Source organism: Streptomyces sp. NBC_01474 (genome assembly GCF_035918215.1).
Taxonomy (GTDB): domain Bacteria; phylum Actinomycetota; class Actinomycetes; order Streptomycetales; family Streptomycetaceae; genus Streptomyces; species Streptomyces aureus.
In genome coordinates, this window is sequence record NZ_CP109449.1 from 986757 (window position 1) to 1002450 (window position 15694).

16 protein-coding genes are annotated in these 15694 nt (G+C 70.3%); 6 read left to right on the forward strand and 10 right to left on the reverse strand.

The genetic code is table 11. The features are described from left to right. Nucleotides 1-20: 20 nt before the first annotated feature. Genes OG758_RS04820 through OG758_RS04830 form a run of 3 tightly spaced genes read left to right on the forward strand, consistent with a single transcriptional unit; the run spans nucleotide 21 to nucleotide 3073 of the window. Entirely contained in the window at nucleotides 21-1544 is a 1524-nt protein-coding gene (locus OG758_RS04820; RefSeq protein WP_326708776.1) for a hypothetical protein, read from the forward strand. Further along, a complete protein-coding gene (locus OG758_RS04825; protein WP_326708777.1) occupies nucleotides 1541-1960 on the forward strand; it encodes a hypothetical protein in 420 nt (139 codons plus the stop codon). Before OG758_RS04820 ends, OG758_RS04825 begins: the two co-directional genes overlap by 4 nt. Before the next feature lie 18 nt (nucleotides 1961-1978). Continuing rightward, nucleotides 1979-3073, forward strand: coding sequence for a DUF6183 family protein (locus OG758_RS04830; protein WP_326708778.1), 1095 nt, complete (start codon nucleotides 1979-1981; stop codon nucleotides 3071-3073). A 37-nt stretch (nucleotides 3074-3110) separates the two neighbouring features. Here OG758_RS04830 and OG758_RS04835 read toward each other — a convergent pair whose 3' ends face one another. Together OG758_RS04835 and OG758_RS04840 are read right to left on the reverse strand one after the other, a co-directional pair. Further along, the gene (locus tag OG758_RS04835) at nucleotides 3111-5897 is read right to left on the reverse strand and encodes a SpoIIE family protein phosphatase (protein ID WP_382060021.1); all 2787 of its coding nucleotides are present in this window, start codon (nucleotides 5895-5897) and stop codon (nucleotides 3111-3113) included. A gap of 108 nt (nucleotides 5898-6005) precedes the next feature. Then, nucleotides 6006-6437, reverse strand: a complete 432-nt coding sequence (locus OG758_RS04840; protein ID WP_326708780.1) for a PPOX class F420-dependent oxidoreductase — start codon at nucleotides 6435-6437, stop codon at nucleotides 6006-6008. Nucleotides 6438-6578: 141 nt separating this feature from the next. Between OG758_RS04840 and OG758_RS04845 the strand changes: the two genes are divergently transcribed. Continuing rightward, nucleotides 6579-7085 (forward strand): hypothetical protein, encoded by a 507-nt coding sequence (locus OG758_RS04845; RefSeq protein WP_326708781.1) that lies wholly within the window; start codon nucleotides 6579-6581, stop codon nucleotides 7083-7085. 24 nt (nucleotides 7086-7109) lie between these two features. Here OG758_RS04845 and OG758_RS04850 read toward each other — a convergent pair whose 3' ends face one another. From OG758_RS04850 to OG758_RS04860, 3 genes are all read right to left on the reverse strand, one after another. After that, nucleotides 7110-7463: a DUF1330 domain-containing protein gene (locus tag OG758_RS04850; RefSeq protein ID WP_326708782.1), complete on the reverse strand. Its 354-nt coding sequence runs from the start codon at nucleotides 7461-7463 to the stop codon at nucleotides 7110-7112. 142 nt (nucleotides 7464-7605) lie between these two features. Then, on the reverse strand, nucleotides 7606-8142 hold the full coding sequence (locus tag OG758_RS04855) for an NUDIX hydrolase family protein (RefSeq protein ID WP_116505047.1): 537 nt from the start codon (nucleotides 8140-8142) through the stop codon (nucleotides 7606-7608). An 86-nt stretch (nucleotides 8143-8228) separates the two neighbouring features. Continuing rightward, nucleotides 8229-8666, reverse strand: a complete 438-nt coding sequence (locus tag OG758_RS04860) for a nitroreductase family deazaflavin-dependent oxidoreductase (RefSeq protein WP_326708783.1) — start codon at nucleotides 8664-8666, stop codon at nucleotides 8229-8231. 146 nt (nucleotides 8667-8812) lie between these two features. On the opposite strand from OG758_RS04860, the gene OG758_RS04865 reads away from it, so the two are divergent. Next, the gene (locus OG758_RS04865) at nucleotides 8813-9280 is read left to right on the forward strand and encodes a nuclear transport factor 2 family protein (RefSeq protein WP_326708784.1); all 468 of its coding nucleotides are present in this window, start codon (nucleotides 8813-8815) and stop codon (nucleotides 9278-9280) included. Nucleotides 9281-9461: 181 nt separating this feature from the next. On the opposite strand, the gene OG758_RS04870 is transcribed toward OG758_RS04865, so the two are convergent. Further along, on the reverse strand, nucleotides 9462-10049 hold the full coding sequence (locus OG758_RS04870) for a CGNR zinc finger domain-containing protein (RefSeq protein WP_326708785.1): 588 nt from the start codon (nucleotides 10047-10049) through the stop codon (nucleotides 9462-9464). A gap of 94 nt (nucleotides 10050-10143) precedes the next feature. Here OG758_RS04870 and OG758_RS04875 point away from each other — a divergent pair, with 94 nt between their 5' ends. Then, nucleotides 10144-11031, forward strand: a complete 888-nt coding sequence (locus tag OG758_RS04875) for an alpha/beta fold hydrolase (protein WP_326708786.1) — start codon at nucleotides 10144-10146, stop codon at nucleotides 11029-11031. 223 nt (nucleotides 11032-11254) lie between these two features. On the opposite strand, the gene OG758_RS04880 is transcribed toward OG758_RS04875, so the two are convergent. The 4 genes from OG758_RS04880 to OG758_RS04895 form a co-directional block, all read right to left on the reverse strand. Continuing rightward, nucleotides 11255-11758: a GNAT family N-acetyltransferase gene (locus OG758_RS04880; RefSeq protein ID WP_326708787.1), complete on the reverse strand. Its 504-nt coding sequence runs from the start codon at nucleotides 11756-11758 to the stop codon at nucleotides 11255-11257. 109 nt (nucleotides 11759-11867) lie between these two features. Continuing rightward, nucleotides 11868-13868: a hypothetical protein gene (locus OG758_RS04885; RefSeq protein ID WP_326708788.1), complete on the reverse strand. Its 2001-nt coding sequence runs from the start codon at nucleotides 13866-13868 to the stop codon at nucleotides 11868-11870. 272 nt (nucleotides 13869-14140) lie between these two features. Beyond that, on the reverse strand, nucleotides 14141-14989 hold the full coding sequence (locus OG758_RS04890) for an oxidoreductase (protein WP_326708789.1): 849 nt from the start codon (nucleotides 14987-14989) through the stop codon (nucleotides 14141-14143). A gap of 96 nt (nucleotides 14990-15085) precedes the next feature. Continuing rightward, nucleotides 15086-15649 carry a winged helix-turn-helix domain-containing protein gene (locus OG758_RS04895; RefSeq protein WP_326708790.1) on the reverse strand — a complete coding sequence of 188 codons (564 nt, stop codon included), beginning with the start codon at nucleotides 15647-15649 and terminating at the stop codon, nucleotides 15086-15088. Nucleotides 15650-15694: the final 45 nt, after the last annotated feature.

Sequence of the window (15694 nt, forward strand, 5' to 3'; positions counted from 1 at the left end):
GTAAGCATGAGGAGAGCGTCATGGACCCAACCACCGCACCCGCCGGGATCCGGCTCGGCATCGTCCGGGGGATCAGCTACGGCATGTTCGGCAAGCCGGATCCCTTCGTCCCGCAGATCCGGGCACTAGGCGGTTCGCTGGTGCGTGTATACGTCTACTGGGGGCAGGTCGAGCCGGAACCCGGTCGCTACGACTGGACCGTGGTGGACGCGGTCCTCGACCAGTTGGACCCGGCCGACGAGGCGTGGGTCACGGTCTGTTCGAGCTCGCCCTGGGCCACGCGGAACCCTTCGGCGTTCCTGCCGTCGTCCCCGGCACGTGACACCGCGCAGTACGCGCGCTTCGTGAGCCACCTGGTGACCCGCTGCAGGGGCCGTATCGACTACTGGCAGTGCAACAACGAGCCGAGCAATACGGGCCTCCTCTGGGACGGCACCGCGCCCGAGTACGTCGAGCAGCTGGCGGCCTTCACGCGCGCGGTGCGTGACGCCGACCCGGGCGCGCGGATCGTCCTCGGCGGCTGCGGTCACGACGTGCTGTCGAGCCCGCCCGGAAGCGAGGAGCGCGCCTTCTTCGACCACGTGGTGGAGCACGGCCGCGACGCGTTCGACCTCTTCTCCGTGCACCTGTACGGCGACCCGCACGACATCCCCGAACACGTGGAGTCCGTGCGCGCGATGATGCGCCGGCACGGCTACGAACGGCCTGTGGTGGCCGGCGAGTACAACGGGCCGACCTTGTTCGAGTTCCCCGAGGCCCAGGCCGTCTTCCAGCAGGAGATGATGGCCGCGTTCATGGCCCCCGCCACCGGTGCGCAGGCGGAGCCGCCGGACCGCAGCACCATGCGGGCGCTGTACGCCCGGGAGGCCGAACTCCCCGACTCGCTGCGGATGTTCCTCGAGGACTGCCCGCCGGAACTCGCCGCGCGCAGGGACCGGATCAACTGCCGCCAGGTCGTGACCCGCAACGTTCTCGCCCTGGCCGCCGGCCTGACCCGCACCGTGTGCTGGAACCTCGCGCCCGAGATCCCCGGCTACCGCGACCGGCTGAACATGATGGGATTCCTGTTCGGCAAGCTCGCCCTGCTCGACTACGACGGAACGGAGCTGGCCGTACGCCACCCTTCGGCCGACGCGTTCGCCCGCCTGGCCGGACATCTGGACAGCGCCGACGGCGTGCGCCGCCTCGCGGCCGGGGAACGTCCGGACCTGTACGTCTTCGAGGTGTCGCGGCCCGGGCGCGGCCCCCTGGAGGTCGTGTGGACGGCAGGGGACGTGTTCACCGGCGAGGACGAGCCGCCCACGCGGATCGAACGTCCCTGGCCACATGCGGAGGCGCACGCCGTGGACGCGTTCGGGGTCGCCGTGCCGGTGGAGCGTGACGGGTCGCTGGTCCGCTTCCCCGCGTCCGTGACCCCCGTGTTCCTGTCCGCCGGGCCGACACAGCCGGTGGACGGTCCGTCAGGCGCCGCCCGCGGCCTTCCGACTCCTGCGGGAACACCGCACGGAAGCCGCCGGCTCAGGCATGCGAAGATCGCCCGATGACGACTCAAGGCAGCGGCGGCCCCACCGAGTACGTACGCTTCCAGGCGGTCACACCGAACGAGCGGGGACACTTCACGGGCGTGTTCGGTCTGGTCAACCGGCTCGGCCGCGCGGGCAGGCTCAGCGAGGAGCAGGAACTCTTCCGGCGCGAGAACAACGCCTGGTACGACCTCGCGTACCCGAACCCCTCGAGCGTGGACCCGACGGTCTACGACCCGGCGGTCAACCCCACCGCCACCGCCTGGTTCAAGCCGACGGCAACGCACCTCATGGAGCGCGTCGACGGCTACCTGGAAATCCTCGCCTCACACGGAGTCGCATGCCGCATGGTCCGGTCCACAGACCCGGGCCACGTCATCTACGAGGACGACGTCCAGGTCGTCGTGACCCGACGCGAACCCCGCCCCGTAGGGTGACCGACCGTGGAAAACGCAATGGATGACCGCCTCCCGCTCGACTGGGACCAGGTCGAGGCGCGCGCGGCGCGCGGTGACACTTCGTATCTGCGGGAGTTGGGGGCGCGGCTCGCCGGCCGGCGCGAGGCCGCCGCCGAGCAGGCGCGGGAGTACGGACGCCACCTGACCCATGTCGTACGCGTACTTGCTCTCACCCGCGGACGTGACAGCCTCACGCAATTGCTCCGGCTCCTCGACGAGCAGGCGTCGACCGGCCTCCACCCGCGCTTCGTCGCATCGCTCCTCGCCGAGCACCAGGAGCCCGCCGAACTGGCGGCCACCGTGTTCGACCGTTCCCACACGGACCGCCTCGACGAGCTGCGGGGCTGTCTCTTCCACGAGTTGATCCTTCGCGGCGTGGACGTCGACGACTTCCGACCGCTGCGCACCTGGACGATCGTCCGGCCGGGCTGGTCCGCCCTCGCGTGGCTGCCAAATCAGCTCCGCGACATGGAGACCGCCGTCGACTTCCCCAGCCGCTCACTGCGCGGCTCCGCCAGAGGTGGCGGGTCGAGCCTGCCCGCCGAGGGCCGGATGGATCCGCCCACCCCACGCTCGTCCAGCCGTTCCACCCTTCAGGACGTCGCCACCACGGCCGTGCACACGAGCATCGTCGCCGCCCCGGAGGCCGGAGACTGGGGTAACCACGGGGCGTGGGTCTTCCGCCTCGACGAGGCCATCGCACCGGAGCAGGTGCCGGCTCTTCTCCCGACCCTTCCCATGCCCTGCGTCGACGGGCTCGGCCCCACGGCCCGCTTCGAGATCGCGGCCCGCCCGGTGGACGAGATCTGGCGGTTGCTCTTCGCCACGGCGTCGATGGGCGGCATGTACAGCCAGGGCGTACACGGTGCCTACGGACGACTCTGGGCCTGGCGTTCGCTGGCGGGCCTCAGCGGGACCGCCGAGGGCGCGAGCGCCGAGGACGTCGAGCGCCACGCGAGCCAGAGCACGTGGTTCCACTTCGAGGCCGACGCGGAGTGGTTCCACAACGACGCCTGCACCGACTACGGCATCGCCGCGCTCTCGCCCGACCGTCGCCGGCTCGCCGTCCTCGCCGCCACGGACACCGACTGATCGGGCACCAGGGCATGACGCCGGTCGCGGCGCCCCGTCAGATCTCCGGTTCGACCCACTGATCCAAGAAGTCGTCACCGAGGTCCGGTGCGGGTTCCGGCTCTCCGGCGTGCGGGGACAGCTCGGCCCAGATCACCTTGCCGCGCGGCGAATAGCGCGTTCCCCAGCGTTCGGCGTAGTGGGCGACGAGGAACAGTCCTCGTCCGCCCTCGTCGGTGGTGGCGGCCCGGCGCAGATGGGGTGCGGTGCTGCTGCCGTCGGAGATCTCGCAGATGAGGTTGCGGTCGTACAGCAGGCGGACCTTGACGGGCTGGGTGCCGTAGCGGATGGCGTTGGTGATGAGCTCGCTGAGGACGAGCTCGGTGGTGAACGCGATCCCGTCCAGGCCCCACGTTTCGAGCTGGCGCAGGCACGCGGAGCGTACGGGCGCGACGGCCGCCGGGTCGCAGGGCACATCCCATTCGGCGACTCGGCCGGGGTCGAGGAGCCGGGTGCGCGCCACGATCAGGGCGACGTCGTCGTCGGGCCGTTCCGGCATCACTGCGCCGAGGACCTCCGCGCAGGTCTCCTGCGGTGTGCGGTCCGCGCCGTGGGAGAGGGCGGCGCGCAGCATCTCGATGCCCGTGTCGAAGTCGCGGTGGCGGTCCTCTATCAAACCGTCCGTGTAGAGCACGAGTTGGGACCCTTCGGGCAGGAGCAGTTCGAGGGTCTCCATCGGCATGCTCTCGCCGAGCCCGAGCGGCGGGGACACGGGGACGTCGAGGAGGGTGACGGTGCCGTCGGGGAGGACCACGGCCGGCCCCGGGTGGCCGGACGAGGCCATCGTCACGTGTCCGGTGACCGCGTCGTAGATCGCGTACAGGCAGGTCGCCCCGACGATGCCCGCGCCGTCGCCGTCGCCCTCGCGTGCCACGTCGGCGCCGATGCGGGTGACCTGATCGTCGAGGTGGCTCAGGAGTTCGTCGGGGGTCAGGTCGAGGGACGAGAAGTTGTGGACGGCGGTGCGCAGCTGCCCCATCGTGGCCGCCGCGCGTACGCCGTGCCCGACGACGTCGCCGACGACGAGGGCGACGCGGGCGCCGGGCAACGGGATGAGGTCGAACCAGTCACCACCGACCCCCGCCTCGGCGGGCAGGTACTGGTGCGCCACCTCTAGCGCGGACTGCTCGGGGAGCGCGCCGGGCAGCAGGCTGCGCTGCAGGGTGACGGCCATGGCGTGTTCGCGGGTGAAGCGGCGGGCGTTGTCGATCGCCACGGCGGCGCGGGCCGCCAGTTCCTCGGCGGTCGACAGGTCCTCCGACTCGAAGGACGCGGTGCTCTCCATGCGCCAGAAGTTGGCGAGGCCGAGCACGACGCCGCGTGCGCTCAGGGGCACGCTGATCTGTGAACGGATGCCGTATTCCAGAATCCGCCGGGCCCGCTCGGGGTGCTGCATGCGCCAGTCGCCTGCCGCGCCCAGATCGTTTGCGAGTACCGCGTGGCCGGTGCTCATGGACCTCGCCATCAGTGTCGAGGGGGCGAACCGGATCAGTTCGCCCACCGGGTAGAACACGTCCTCGCGCGCGATGCCCGTGACCGCAGTGCGGCGCATTTCGGCGGTGTCTTCGCTGGGCTCGCCGCCCCCCGTGACGCCGTCCAGGAGTTCGACGGTGGCGACGTCGGCGAAGCGGGGGACGGCGACCTGGGCCAGTTCCTCCGCGGTGCGTACGACGTCCAGGGTCGTGCCGATGCGCACGCCCGCGTCGTACAGGAGTTGCAGGCGTTCCCTGGCCGCCTGCGCCTTGCCCGCGAGGGCCCGCAGCTCGGTGGAGTCCCGCAGTGTCACCGCGTTGCCGGCGGGCCCGCCGTACAGGGCGGTCGACCGCACGTTCACCGCGAGCAGGCGGTCGCCCGCGCGGTGCACCTCGTCGGTCACGACACGCTCGGTGACGAGGAGTTCGGCCATGTGCGGGGGGAGACCGAGCTCCGCGACGGCTTGCCCTTCCGCGCCCGGGGGCAGTCCGAGGAGTCGTTTCGCCTCGTCGTTGGCGAGCAGCAGGCGGCCGTCCCCGCTGGTGATGAGCACGCCTTCCCTCACGGCGTGCAGGACCGCATCATGGTGCTCGTACATGCGCGAGAGCTCCGCGGGGTCCAGGCCGTGGGTCTGACGCCGCACCCTCTTGCTCACGAGGACCGAACCGGCCGTCACGACGAGTAGCGCGCCCACGGCGGACCCCACGAGCAGGGGAAGTCTGTCCGACACCCCGGCGTTCACGTTCTCCACGGTGATCCCGACGCCCACGAGGCCGACGACGGAGCCGTCGGTGTCGATGACCGGGACGGTCGTGTTCACGGCGGGGCCGACGGATGTGTTGAAGGTGCTGGTCACCGTACGGCCGGCGAGCGCGGGAGCGAACGAGCCGATCACGTGCTTGCCGATCAGATGCGGGTCGGGGTGGGACCAGCGGATGCCCTTCGGGCTGAACGTCACGACGTAGTCGACACCGGTTGCCTTGCGGGTCGCCTCCGAGCTGGGCTGGAGCACCGCGCCGGGGTCGGCGGACTTCATGGCGGCCAGCGTCCCCGGGGAGTGGGCGAACGCCTCGGCGGTCGCGACCGAGCGCTGACCGGCCTCCTTCATGGCGGAGTCCCTGGCCTGGAGCACGAGTGCCGTGCCGGCCGCGACGACGAGCAGCACGGTCAGTGTCAGCTGCAGCAGAAACACCTGGCCTGCGACGCTGTGCACGCTGACGAGGGAGCGGAGGCTCTGTCCCCAGGAGGGCCGTGGCTCCCCGGAAACTGCACCCTCCTGTCGGGCGGCAGGCCGCCCGAGGGACTGCGTCATATCCCCTTTGTAGCACTGTGCGTAATCAGGGGCGAAGCGCCGACCGGGGACTCACAGAGGGCAGCGACAGTGACGAGTTCGCTCACGAGGCGTGACCCGGCAACCGCGTCAGCCGGCCTGGGACCCGTACACGCGCGTGACTGACATCGTCATGAGTACCCTGCGGTCCGTCACCATCACCGACCGGTACTCGTCCCAGTCGGGATGTTCGCCGGACGCGGCACGGTAGTAGTTGACGAGGGCCTCGACCTCTGGGCCGTTCGGGTCGGTTCCCGGCCCGACGAGCGTCACCGGGCCCTCGGCCGTGGCCCACGACCAGCCGTCGGCGCTGGTGACCTCCAGTGCGGCGCGCGGGTCGCGGCGCAGATTCGCTGTCTTGGCCCGCCCCTCGGTCATCGAGACGTGAAGGAGACCGGCCTCCTCGTCGTAGAAGGGCATGACAGGGGAAAGCTGAGGCAGGCCGTCCGACTTGATCGTGGCAAGAACACCGAGTCGGCTCTGGGCGAGGAGCGTGCGCGGGTTGAACGAAGTGTCGGTCATATACAGAACCAAGTCCCGATCCGATGCCTCTATTCCCCTTGGCCACACGCTCACCTCATCGCAGGACCGGCCCCCGCAGCCTGCAGCGCACGGATGGGAGACTGGTCTGCCGTTGGTGGCTTCGAGGGGATGGACGAGATCATGCGACGCCGTCAGGTGACGACGCACATCGTGGCACTGGCCATGGCGGTGACCGCGACAGCGGCCGCCACGGGCTGTACCCGCCTCATCGACGACAAGGGCCCGCTTCCCTCACGATCCGCGGAACCGCGGCTGTCGGCGGACACCGCGGTGCGCGAGCTGACGTCAGCGCTGGCGGCGGAGGGCGTCACGCTCGATCGGGCGCCGCAGGATCAGATCGTGATCGAGTGCACCGAGCGGCTGACGGGCCGGGGTGAGTCGGCGAAGGCTGGCGCGGCCCTGAAAGCCGGCTTCGCCCGCGCCCGTTCCGACCACGGCTGGAAGAACGGCCGGGACATGGGCAGCGCGTCCCTCACTCTGCGCAAGGGCAACTGGACGGCGGCAGCCACCCTCCCGCCCACCGCGGTGTCCCCCACGACTCCGGTCACGATCGCCGTCAACCTCGTGTGCGACGGCGCGCGCTCGAAGTCCCGGGCAGACGCCTCTCCGACCTCGCCGGCGTCCTAAAAATCGGGCGCGTTCCGGCCTCGGCTAATCGCCCGACCGCCCCGCCTCCGCACGCAGTTTCGCGGCCCGCTCGCTCGGGTCGTAGTCCGGTCCGACGCCCTCGATCAGCAGCAGATCCCCCTCGATGTGGTCGGTCCGCAGCCGCAGAATGTCCTGGTACGCGGGCGAGTTGTACCAGGCACGCGCCTCGGCGAGGCCGGGAAACTCGATCAGCACCATGCTGCCGGGCCAGCTCCCTTCGACCACTTCGGCGGGCGGGCCGTGGATGACGAAGCGGCCCGCGAAGGGGTCGAGCGTGGCCTGGATGCGCTCCAGGTACTCGATGATGTCGGCGTGATGCCGGCGGCTGCGAAGGTGCGCGAAGCCATAGGCGGGCACGGTCGGGCTCCCTCGTTCAGGTCCTCGCGGTGCGGGGACGAGGACCTGAACGTAGCCCGCGGGCATTCGAGGGGTCGATTACCTCTGAGGTAGTTGCCGGCGGGGCGTCACCGCGTTCGCCTGCCACCCAGCCGTTCCATGCTCAGGAAAGGGCCCCCACGTACGCGAGGGCCTGCTTCAGGAGGACGCCGTGCCCGCCCGGCATCTCGTTCTGGACCACCTGTGACGAGGCCTCCTCCGGGGTGAACCAGACCAGGTCGAGCGCGTCCTGCCGGGGCCGGCAGTCACCGGTGACGGGGACGATGTACGCGAGGGACACGGCATGCTGGCGCGGGTCGTGGAACGGCGTGACGCCGAGCGTCGGGAAGTACTCGGCGACAGTGAAAGGCTGCAGGGACGCCGGTACGCGGGGCAGGGCGACCGGGCCGAGGTCCTTCTCCAGATGACGCAGCAGCGCGTCGCGGACGCGTTCGTGGTGCAGCACCCGGCCGGAGACGAAGGAGCGGCTGACCGTCCCGTCCCGCCCGATGCGCAACAGCAGTCCGATGTGGGTGACTTCACCATTGTTGTCGACTCGCACCGGTACGGCTTCGACGTACAGGATCGGCATGCGTGCGCGCGCCAGCTCAAGATCGTCGGAGGTGAGCCAGCCGGGCGTGGTCTCGGTCGTATCAGACATTGGGCGATCGTACTTTCACCGTCTGCCGCGTCACGCACGCCGCTCCCGGTAACACTCCGATCGGGGAGGGACGGTCGTACGCGAATTCAGGCAACCGGCACCAGACGGAATACCGGGTGCCGTGCCGCCTCGGCGGCGAACTCCTCGTCGGTCGAATCGAGCGTCACGTCGAAGTAGGCCCGCGTGACCGGCACTTCCCTCAGGTACTGCCGCAGCACCGGGACGCTCTCCTCGGGGCCGAGTTCGACCACGCGCAATTTCCGGGAGCGGCCGCCGCGGCTCAGGCCGACCTCGTCGGCGACGCGTGCGTTGCGCACCCAGTTGCTCACCCCGTACGCGGCGACGAGCCAGCGATCGCCGCCCGCCGACATCACGTCGACCGGGGTGGAGTACGGGCGGCCCGACTTCCTGCCGTTCACGGTCAGGATGTAGCGGTAGCCCTTGCCCAGCCCCAGCCGGGTCATGGTCAGGAACACCCGGTTGACCGCGCGCGTCCCGGGTCCGACACGGTACGACTTCGCCATGCGCCCCTCCTCTTCTTCCGACGTGCCTTGCTCGATCTTGTCCTGCCCGAACATGTCCTACGCGACCTTGTGCTGGTGGCGCGCGCGCCGGAAGCCTACGTTCTCCTGTAGAACGGCCCCAGTTGACCATTCGAAGGCAGGCAGTCATGTCCACACGCCCACCCCTCCCGCCCTTCAACCGCGAGACCGCGATCGAGAAGGTGCGCCTCGCCGAGGACGGCTGGAACAGCCGCTCCCCGCAGAAGGTCGCCCTGGCCTACAGCGAGGACTCACGCTGGCGCAATCGCGCCGAGTTCATCACCGGCCGGGAAGCGATCGTGGAGTTCCTGTCGCGCAAGTGGAACCGGGAGCTGGACTACCGCCTCGTCAAGGAACTGTGGGCCTACGACGGCCACCGCATCGCGGTCCGCTTCGCGTACGAATGGCATGACGACTCCGGCCACTGGTTCCGTTCGTACGGCAACGAGAACTGGGAGTTCGACGACGACGGCCTGATGCGCACGCGCCACGCGAGCATCAACAACCTGCCGATCGCGGAGTCCGAGCGCAAGTATCGCTGGCCGCTCGGCCGCCGCCCCGACGACCACCCGGGCCTCACCGATCTCGGTCTTTGAACTCGCTCCCCGCGACGTGACGGCGTAGCACCCCGCCGTCACGGGGATGGGACGGCGGGGGCTGCCACGACGAGCGTGACTGTTCAAGTTTCACAGACTCCGGACTTGATCGGAAGCACGCCTCGCGAACGGACGGACACGTGCGGCTACGAAGGGACGGCGCTCAACTCCCCACTCCTGCCTAGCTGTTCGCGGTGCTCGACTTGTGGCGCTGGTAGTAGCGGGCCACGCGGGCGCGGTTGCCGCAGCGGGCTGCCGAGCACCAGCGGCGGCGGGGGTGCGCCGGCAGGAACAGCAGCACACAGTCCTCGGCCTCGCACTGCCTGACCTTGCCGATCCCGGGGCCGGTGAGGAGGTCGGCGGCGGATTCCGCCAGGTGGGCGGCGAGGCGGACACCCAGCGGTCCGGTCCGGCGGGGGGCAGCCGTCACGGCAGCGCCGTCCCAGGCCAGTTCGCGGACGACAGGCGCGAGGCGCTGCGCCTCGGTCAGCGCACGCAAGGCCGAGGGGGGCGGTGCCTTTCCTTCGGTCACCGCGCGGAGGGTGGCCTCGATGTGGGCGCGGACGGCGTGGACGGCGGCGAGGTCCTCCGGGCTCGGTGCGGTACGGCTGAAGTCCCCGGGGAGTCGGTCCGCTTCGAGGTCCAGCCAGGCGACCAGCCGCCGTGGCGTGTCGATCAGGTCGGCGGTGCGGCCGTCAGGCCCCGCGGATCGGGTGTTGACGAGGTCCAGGGGCAGGGGTTCGCCGGTCAGCGGTTCACCGTCACTCATGCACCTAATGCTACATCCCGCCATTGACGCATTAGAAGAGATGTCGCTATAACTCATTCATCTAATGCATCTTCTCGCCTCGGAGGCATGTGGCATGGAGTCCCGGACCGCAGCCCGCGTCGCCCTTCCCGCCCGAACTACCCACCAGCGCATCGACGTTGACGGCGTCGAGGTCTTCTACCGGGAATCCCTCCCGGAGCGCGCCGACGCCCCCGTGCTGCTCCTGCTGCACGGCTTTCCGTCCGCCTCACACCAGTTCCGGCGCCTGTTCGACGCCCTGTGCGCGCACTACCGCCTCATCGCGCCCGACTACCCCGGCTTCGGTCACACGTCGACGCCCGATGGGTTCGAGTACAGCTTCGACCGGCTCGCTGCCGTCACCGAAGGCTTCGTCGAACGCCTGGGCCTGACCCGGTTCACCCTGTACCTCTTCGACTTCGGCGCGCCCGTCGGCTTCCGTCTCGCACTACGTCACCCGGAGCGGATCACCGGTCTGATCGTGCAGAACGGCAACGCCTACGCCGAAGGCCTGTCGGACGCGGCGCGTGACTTCACCGCGCTCACCCCGGCCACTCCCGGGGCCGAGCAGAGCATCATGGGCCTGTTCACCGAAGAGGCCACCCGCTCCCAGTACGAGGGCGGCACCTCAGATCCCTCGCTGGTCGCCCCCGAGGGCTGGCTGCTTGACCAGCACTTCCTGGACCTGCCCGGGCGCAAGCAGGCCCAACTCGCTTTGGCCTACGACTACAAGAGCAACGTCGCCGCCTATCCGGCCTGGCAGGAGTGGCTGCGCGAGCACCGGCCGCCGACGCTGATCACCTGGGGCGTCAACGACCCCTTCTTCCCCGAGCCGGGGGCCCGCGCCTATCTCCGCGACGTCCCGGACGCGGAGCTGCACCTCTTCGAGACGGGCCACTTCGCCCTGGAGGACCACCTGCCGCAGATCGCCCCCCTGATCGCAGACTTCCTGGACCGCGCCTGACCCTCCGTGGACGGCCTCCGGCCGGAGCGCGTACGAGCCCTGCCGGGATCGCCCAAGTTCCTGCTGCCCGGGGTCTGCTGACAAGTGCCCCTCCCCTGCCCGATGGGGTGATGGGCGGCCTCGCGGTACGTGCGAAGTGGCCCGCGAGGCCGCCCGGGTGCGCCGTCCGGTCAGGGCGCCCATTGCCGACCGTACGCACAGGACACCCGCCCGGCGCCCTGAGTTACGCCGTCCGGGACCGTCCGGCCCCGGGCCGCTGAGCCAGGTCCAGCTCCCCGACCGTCTGATCCCCGCTCGTCTCGCCGGTCGGCCGGAACCCGAGCCCTAGGTAGAACCCTTCCGGGCCACGCGCACCGGGGTGCCACGTGACCGTGAGACGGGTTCCGCCGCGGCGCCGGATCTCGTCCGCGACGGACTCGACCGCGAAGCGGCCGTATCCCCGCCCCTGTTCATGAGCAGCGATGTTCAGGCGCCAGAGTCCGGAACGCATGTCGTTGCCGGTACCGTCCCCGGCGAAGTCGATGTCGAAGAAGGCCATGAGGAAGCCGACGGCCCGGCCGCCGTCCACGATCAGCCGGGGCCAGGCCACTCCGGGATGCACGTAGGCCTCGGCGAGGGACTTCACCACGGGGGCGACCAAGTGTCGCTGGTCCGGCCGGACCTCGAGGGCTGTCGCGGTCTCGAAGTTGGCCGGGGTGATCGCCTCCAGGCGAAGCTCCGTCGTCATGCCTGCACCCTCTGCGCCTCGGGAGGGCGAATCAAGTGAATTTCGGCGCCGTGGGCCGCGTGGCCCCCCGTCACGCGGCCCCCAGCCACGCGACGTCCAGCCCGGCGGCTCACCAGGCCAGCATCAGCCAAGCGCGGTGCGGCAGTTCCGTCTCGGCCGTGATCCCGTTCTCTCCGTGGAGCACGCTCGCCGGTTCCGGGGTTTTCAGCGGGTCGAGGCGGATCGACGACACCGCGTCGGGCGGTGTGGGGACGTCCACGTGGGGCAGGGCGGGGTCGAAGCTGCCGTTGGCCATGGCGAGTCGTGTCACCCCGTCCTGTTGCGAGAGGTGCGGGATCAGGTGCGGTCCGCCGCTGACCAGCGGCAGTGTCGGGGTCGGTCCCTCCAGGAACCGGATGACGGCGTGGACGACGCGCTGCCCGAAGTCGTCGCGGGGCAGGTCGGCGGGGTCGGTGGCGGCGAGTACGGCGACGCGCCCGCCGAGTTCATTGACGTATCCGCAGCTTCCGGCGCCCCACGCGTCCTCCCCCGGTGTGAGGATGTGCGTCCACACGACGGCTTCCGGGTACGGGCGCAGGCGGGCCAGCGCCGACTGCGTGTTGACGCTCAGCAGGGTGCCGACGAGGTCGGGGTCCGGGTGGTGGGTGATCTGTTCGAAGCTGAAGGGGTCCGCCGCCTGCGTGTCCTCGCGGTCGACGACCTCGGCGACCTGGACACCGAGCAGATCACCGAATCCGCGCCGGGTCAGCACATCGGCCGCGACTCCGTCGAGCAGCAGTCCGCCCGTCAGCATCTCCCGGATCTCGTCGTCGTCGAACGCCCAGGCCAGCGCGCCGAAGACAGCCTGCACCGGAGCCTTTGATGCGGTCACCGGGACGCCGTAGCGCAGCAGGAAGTCGGCTGCCCCGCGCGGGCCGGTGCGCAGCTCGTCCAGAGTGCCGGTCCGGGTGCGGACGTGGGCCGCGGCGTCCTGCCGGTACGGCAGCCCGACCCCGAGTGTCCGGGCCTCCTTCGTGTGGCGTCCCGCGATCCAGTCGAGGGCCGGGCGTGAGCGGCGCAGCAGCCGAGCGGTGCCGGGGAAGCGGTCGGGGCGGCCGGCCTGCATGGGGTGCACGTTGAGGAACAGCGCGTCCGCGCCGGACAGTTGGGCCGTGGTCATCTCGGACCAGGTCTGCACGTCCGATTTCGACCAGGTGGTGTGCGGCCAGTTCTCGATCTCCGGCTCGGACTCGACCCAGGCGGGCCGCAGTGAGCGCTGGGACTCCAGAAGCCACATCTGGCCGCTGAGGGAGCGCGGGGCGCTGTCGCTGTACGGGGCGAAGTGCGGGCGGTGCGTGGCCCGGCCCTGTACGGCCAGGGCCTGGAACAGCGACGGCCAGTCGCGGCCCTCGACGGAGTGGACGTCGGGCAGCGAGCTCATCAGCCCGAGCCGGGACCGGCCCGACGAACGCTCCTCGACGACCTCGCTCAGCCGCTCGGCGATCTCCGTCTGGACGGTGCGCCAGACCTGCTGGAGGAGGGCGCGCCACGGATGCGGCGGGCCGGGTTCGGTGATCGCCCGCACGACCTCGTCGCGGGTCACGGGACGGCCGACGAGATCGGCCAGCCGGTCCAGGACCGGGGTCTCGAAACCGCCGCCCCAGTCCAGCGGGGCGTGGTTGTGGAAACGGAAGTCGTCCTCCAGCCACAGCACGCGGAAGCCGAGTCCGGCGAAGCGTCCGTAATGGGCGTACAGCCATTCGCGCCAGCCGGGGCAGGTGAACGAGGCCTGTGCGGAAGCGGTCCTGCCGGTGGGCGAGACCATCGGCAGGAAGCCGTGGGCGTCCTTGCGGCCGCGGTCCGCGTGGCCGGTCGTCACCCAGGGGTTGAGGCTGACGTCGAGTCCGGCGTCGCGCAGGATGTCGCTGACGGTGGCCGTGGTCTCGTACCAGCGGTCTTCGGCCTCACCTGCGAGATAGCCGTCGAACACCTCCTCGGCGGCGAGCAGGAGAACGACTTCGTCGACCCCGGCCTCCTGGCAGGACCGGGCCAGGGCGGTGGCGTGCTCGACCGCCTCGGCCGGGTCCTTGCGGGGAGGAAGCTGGAATCGCAGGTGGTAGCGCGCCGGCAACGGGACTCTCCTTGTACGAGGGCGGGCGCGGCCGGTGGTTCCGCCGGCCCACCGCCCTGTCCGCCCGCGCAGCTCCGGGACGTGACGAGGGGAGCTGACGCGACGAACTGACGATCTGAGGACGAAGGAAAGCTATCTGCTTGAAATTGCTCGGTCAATGGAACTTTCGAGCAGCTTCAAGCAGATAGCGTGCGGAGTTCGGAAACCGTGGAGTTCGGAGAAATCGGCGTCCGTGAGTTCGCGGTCCGGTGGTCGGCGGGTCCGCCCCTACGTCATGCCGGGTGGTCCGACGGCGCCAGATCCGTGGACATGGCCAGGGCGCGATGCCGGTCGAGTTCACGGGCGACGAGGTCGAGTTTGGCCTCGACCCGGGCCACGGCGTCCGGGCCGAGCACGAGGCGGAGCGGGGGTTCTGGCGTCTCGGCGAGGCCGACGACGGCGGCCGCCGCCTTGGCGGGGTCTCCGGATTGACGGTGGTTGGCGTCCGCGAGGGCCTTGCGGGTGGCGCCCGCCGTGGGGGCGTAGTCGTCGATCATGTGGAGCTCGGTGTAGAGGCTCGACGCGTCGAGGAAGTCGGTGCGGAAGCCGCCGGGTTCGACGACCGTGACGTGGACGCCCAGCGGGGCGAGTTCGCCGTGCAGCGCCTCGGTGATGCCTTCGACGGCGAACTTCGCCGCGCCGTACAGGCCGACGCCGGGGGCAGTGGCGAAACCACCGACCGAGCCGATGTTGATCACGTGGCCCGACCGCTGGGCCCGGAGCGTGGGCAGTACGGCCCGCAGCGTGCTGAGCACCCCGAAGACATTGATGTCGAACGCGGCACGTACGGCCTCGTCCGAAACCTCTTCCACCGCCCCGAGGAGGCCGCGCCCCGCGTTGTTGACCAGGACGTCGATGCGTCCGAAGCGCGCGAGTGCGGCATCGACCGCGCCCCGTATCGTCGCCTCCACGGTTACGTCCAGGTCGACGGCCAGCAGGGCGTCGGACGCGTCCGGGAACGCGCGGAGTACGGCTTCGGCGTCGCGTGCGGTGGCGACGACCTCGTGCCCTCGCGCCAGCGCCTCCCGCACGATCTCCGCGCCCAGACCGCGCGAGGCGCCGGTGATGAACCAAACAGACATGTCTCCTGCTTTCGTGAGCTTGACTGACTGCGTGTGCCGCAGGGGTCGTACGTGCCATGTGCTCTGTTCGCGGGTGCGGATACGGACGGATACGGATTACGGGCGACCCGGCACTCCACGGGCGAAGGTGAAGACGGTTTCCCGCTCCTGACCGTCGTCGGGGAGTTCCCGATCGGCCCATCTGTCCATGACTTCCACGATCTCGTCCTTGAACTGGGCGAGTTCGGCATCGGTCATGCGCAGCCACACCTCGGCAACGAAGGGGCCGAGCGGCCAGCGCTGCTGTTCGGACTGGGGCTGATCGGCCCAGCGGCGAACCTGGTCGATCTGCCGTTCGAGGTTGAGGGACTCGGCGGCGTTGGCGACGGCCTCCCCCGCCGCGTCGTCGGCGAAGTCGACGGAGGACCACAGGAGTTTCGGCGTGGTCCTCCGCCACCACCGTTCGCGACGGTCGCGGGCGAGTTCGGGGGCCTCCTCGATCAGCCCCGCGGCGGCCAGCGCCTTCAGGTGGTGACTCACATTGCCGACGGCTTCGCCCGTCGCCTGCGACAGCGCGCTGGCGGTGGAAGGGCCGTCGAGTTTCAGCAGGTCGAGCAGGCGGCGGCGCACCGGATGGGCCATGGCGGCCAGCACCCGGGAATCAGTGATCGGAGGGGCCATAGGGACGAGGCTACTTACACAAGAGCTCTTGTGCAATGGTTCTTG

Coding starts and splice junctions, on each gene's coding strand:
- OG758_RS04820 (WP_326708776.1), top strand. CDS start 21: ATGGACCCAACCACCGCACCCGCCGGGATCCGGCTCGGCATCGTCCGG.
- OG758_RS04825 (WP_326708777.1), top strand. CDS start 1,541: ATGACGACTCAAGGCAGCGGCGGCCCCACCGAGTACGTACGCTTCCAG.
- OG758_RS04830 (WP_326708778.1), top strand. CDS start 1,979: ATGGATGACCGCCTCCCGCTCGACTGGGACCAGGTCGAGGCGCGCGCG.
- OG758_RS04835 (WP_382060021.1), bottom strand. CDS start 5,897: ATGACGCAGTCCCTCGGGCGGCCTGCCGCCCGACAGGAGGGTGCAGTT.
- OG758_RS04840 (WP_326708780.1), bottom strand. CDS start 6,437: ATGACCGACACTTCGTTCAACCCGCGCACGCTCCTCGCCCAGAGCCGA.
- OG758_RS04845 (WP_326708781.1), top strand. CDS start 6,579: ATGCGACGCCGTCAGGTGACGACGCACATCGTGGCACTGGCCATGGCG.
- OG758_RS04855 (WP_116505047.1), bottom strand. CDS start 8,142: ATGTCTGATACGACCGAGACCACGCCCGGCTGGCTCACCTCCGACGAT.
- OG758_RS04860 (WP_326708783.1), bottom strand. CDS start 8,666: ATGGCGAAGTCGTACCGTGTCGGACCCGGGACGCGCGCGGTCAACCGG.
- OG758_RS04865 (WP_326708784.1), top strand. CDS start 8,813: ATGTCCACACGCCCACCCCTCCCGCCCTTCAACCGCGAGACCGCGATC.
- OG758_RS04870 (WP_326708785.1), bottom strand. CDS start 10,049: ATGAGTGACGGTGAACCGCTGACCGGCGAACCCCTGCCCCTGGACCTC.
- OG758_RS04875 (WP_326708786.1), top strand. CDS start 10,144: ATGGAGTCCCGGACCGCAGCCCGCGTCGCCCTTCCCGCCCGAACTACC.
- OG758_RS04880 (WP_326708787.1), bottom strand. CDS start 11,758: ATGACGACGGAGCTTCGCCTGGAGGCGATCACCCCGGCCAACTTCGAG.
- OG758_RS04890 (WP_326708789.1), bottom strand. CDS start 14,989: ATGTCTGTTTGGTTCATCACCGGCGCCTCGCGCGGTCTGGGCGCGGAG.
- OG758_RS04895 (WP_326708790.1), bottom strand. CDS start 15,649: ATGGCCCCTCCGATCACTGATTCCCGGGTGCTGGCCGCCATGGCCCAT.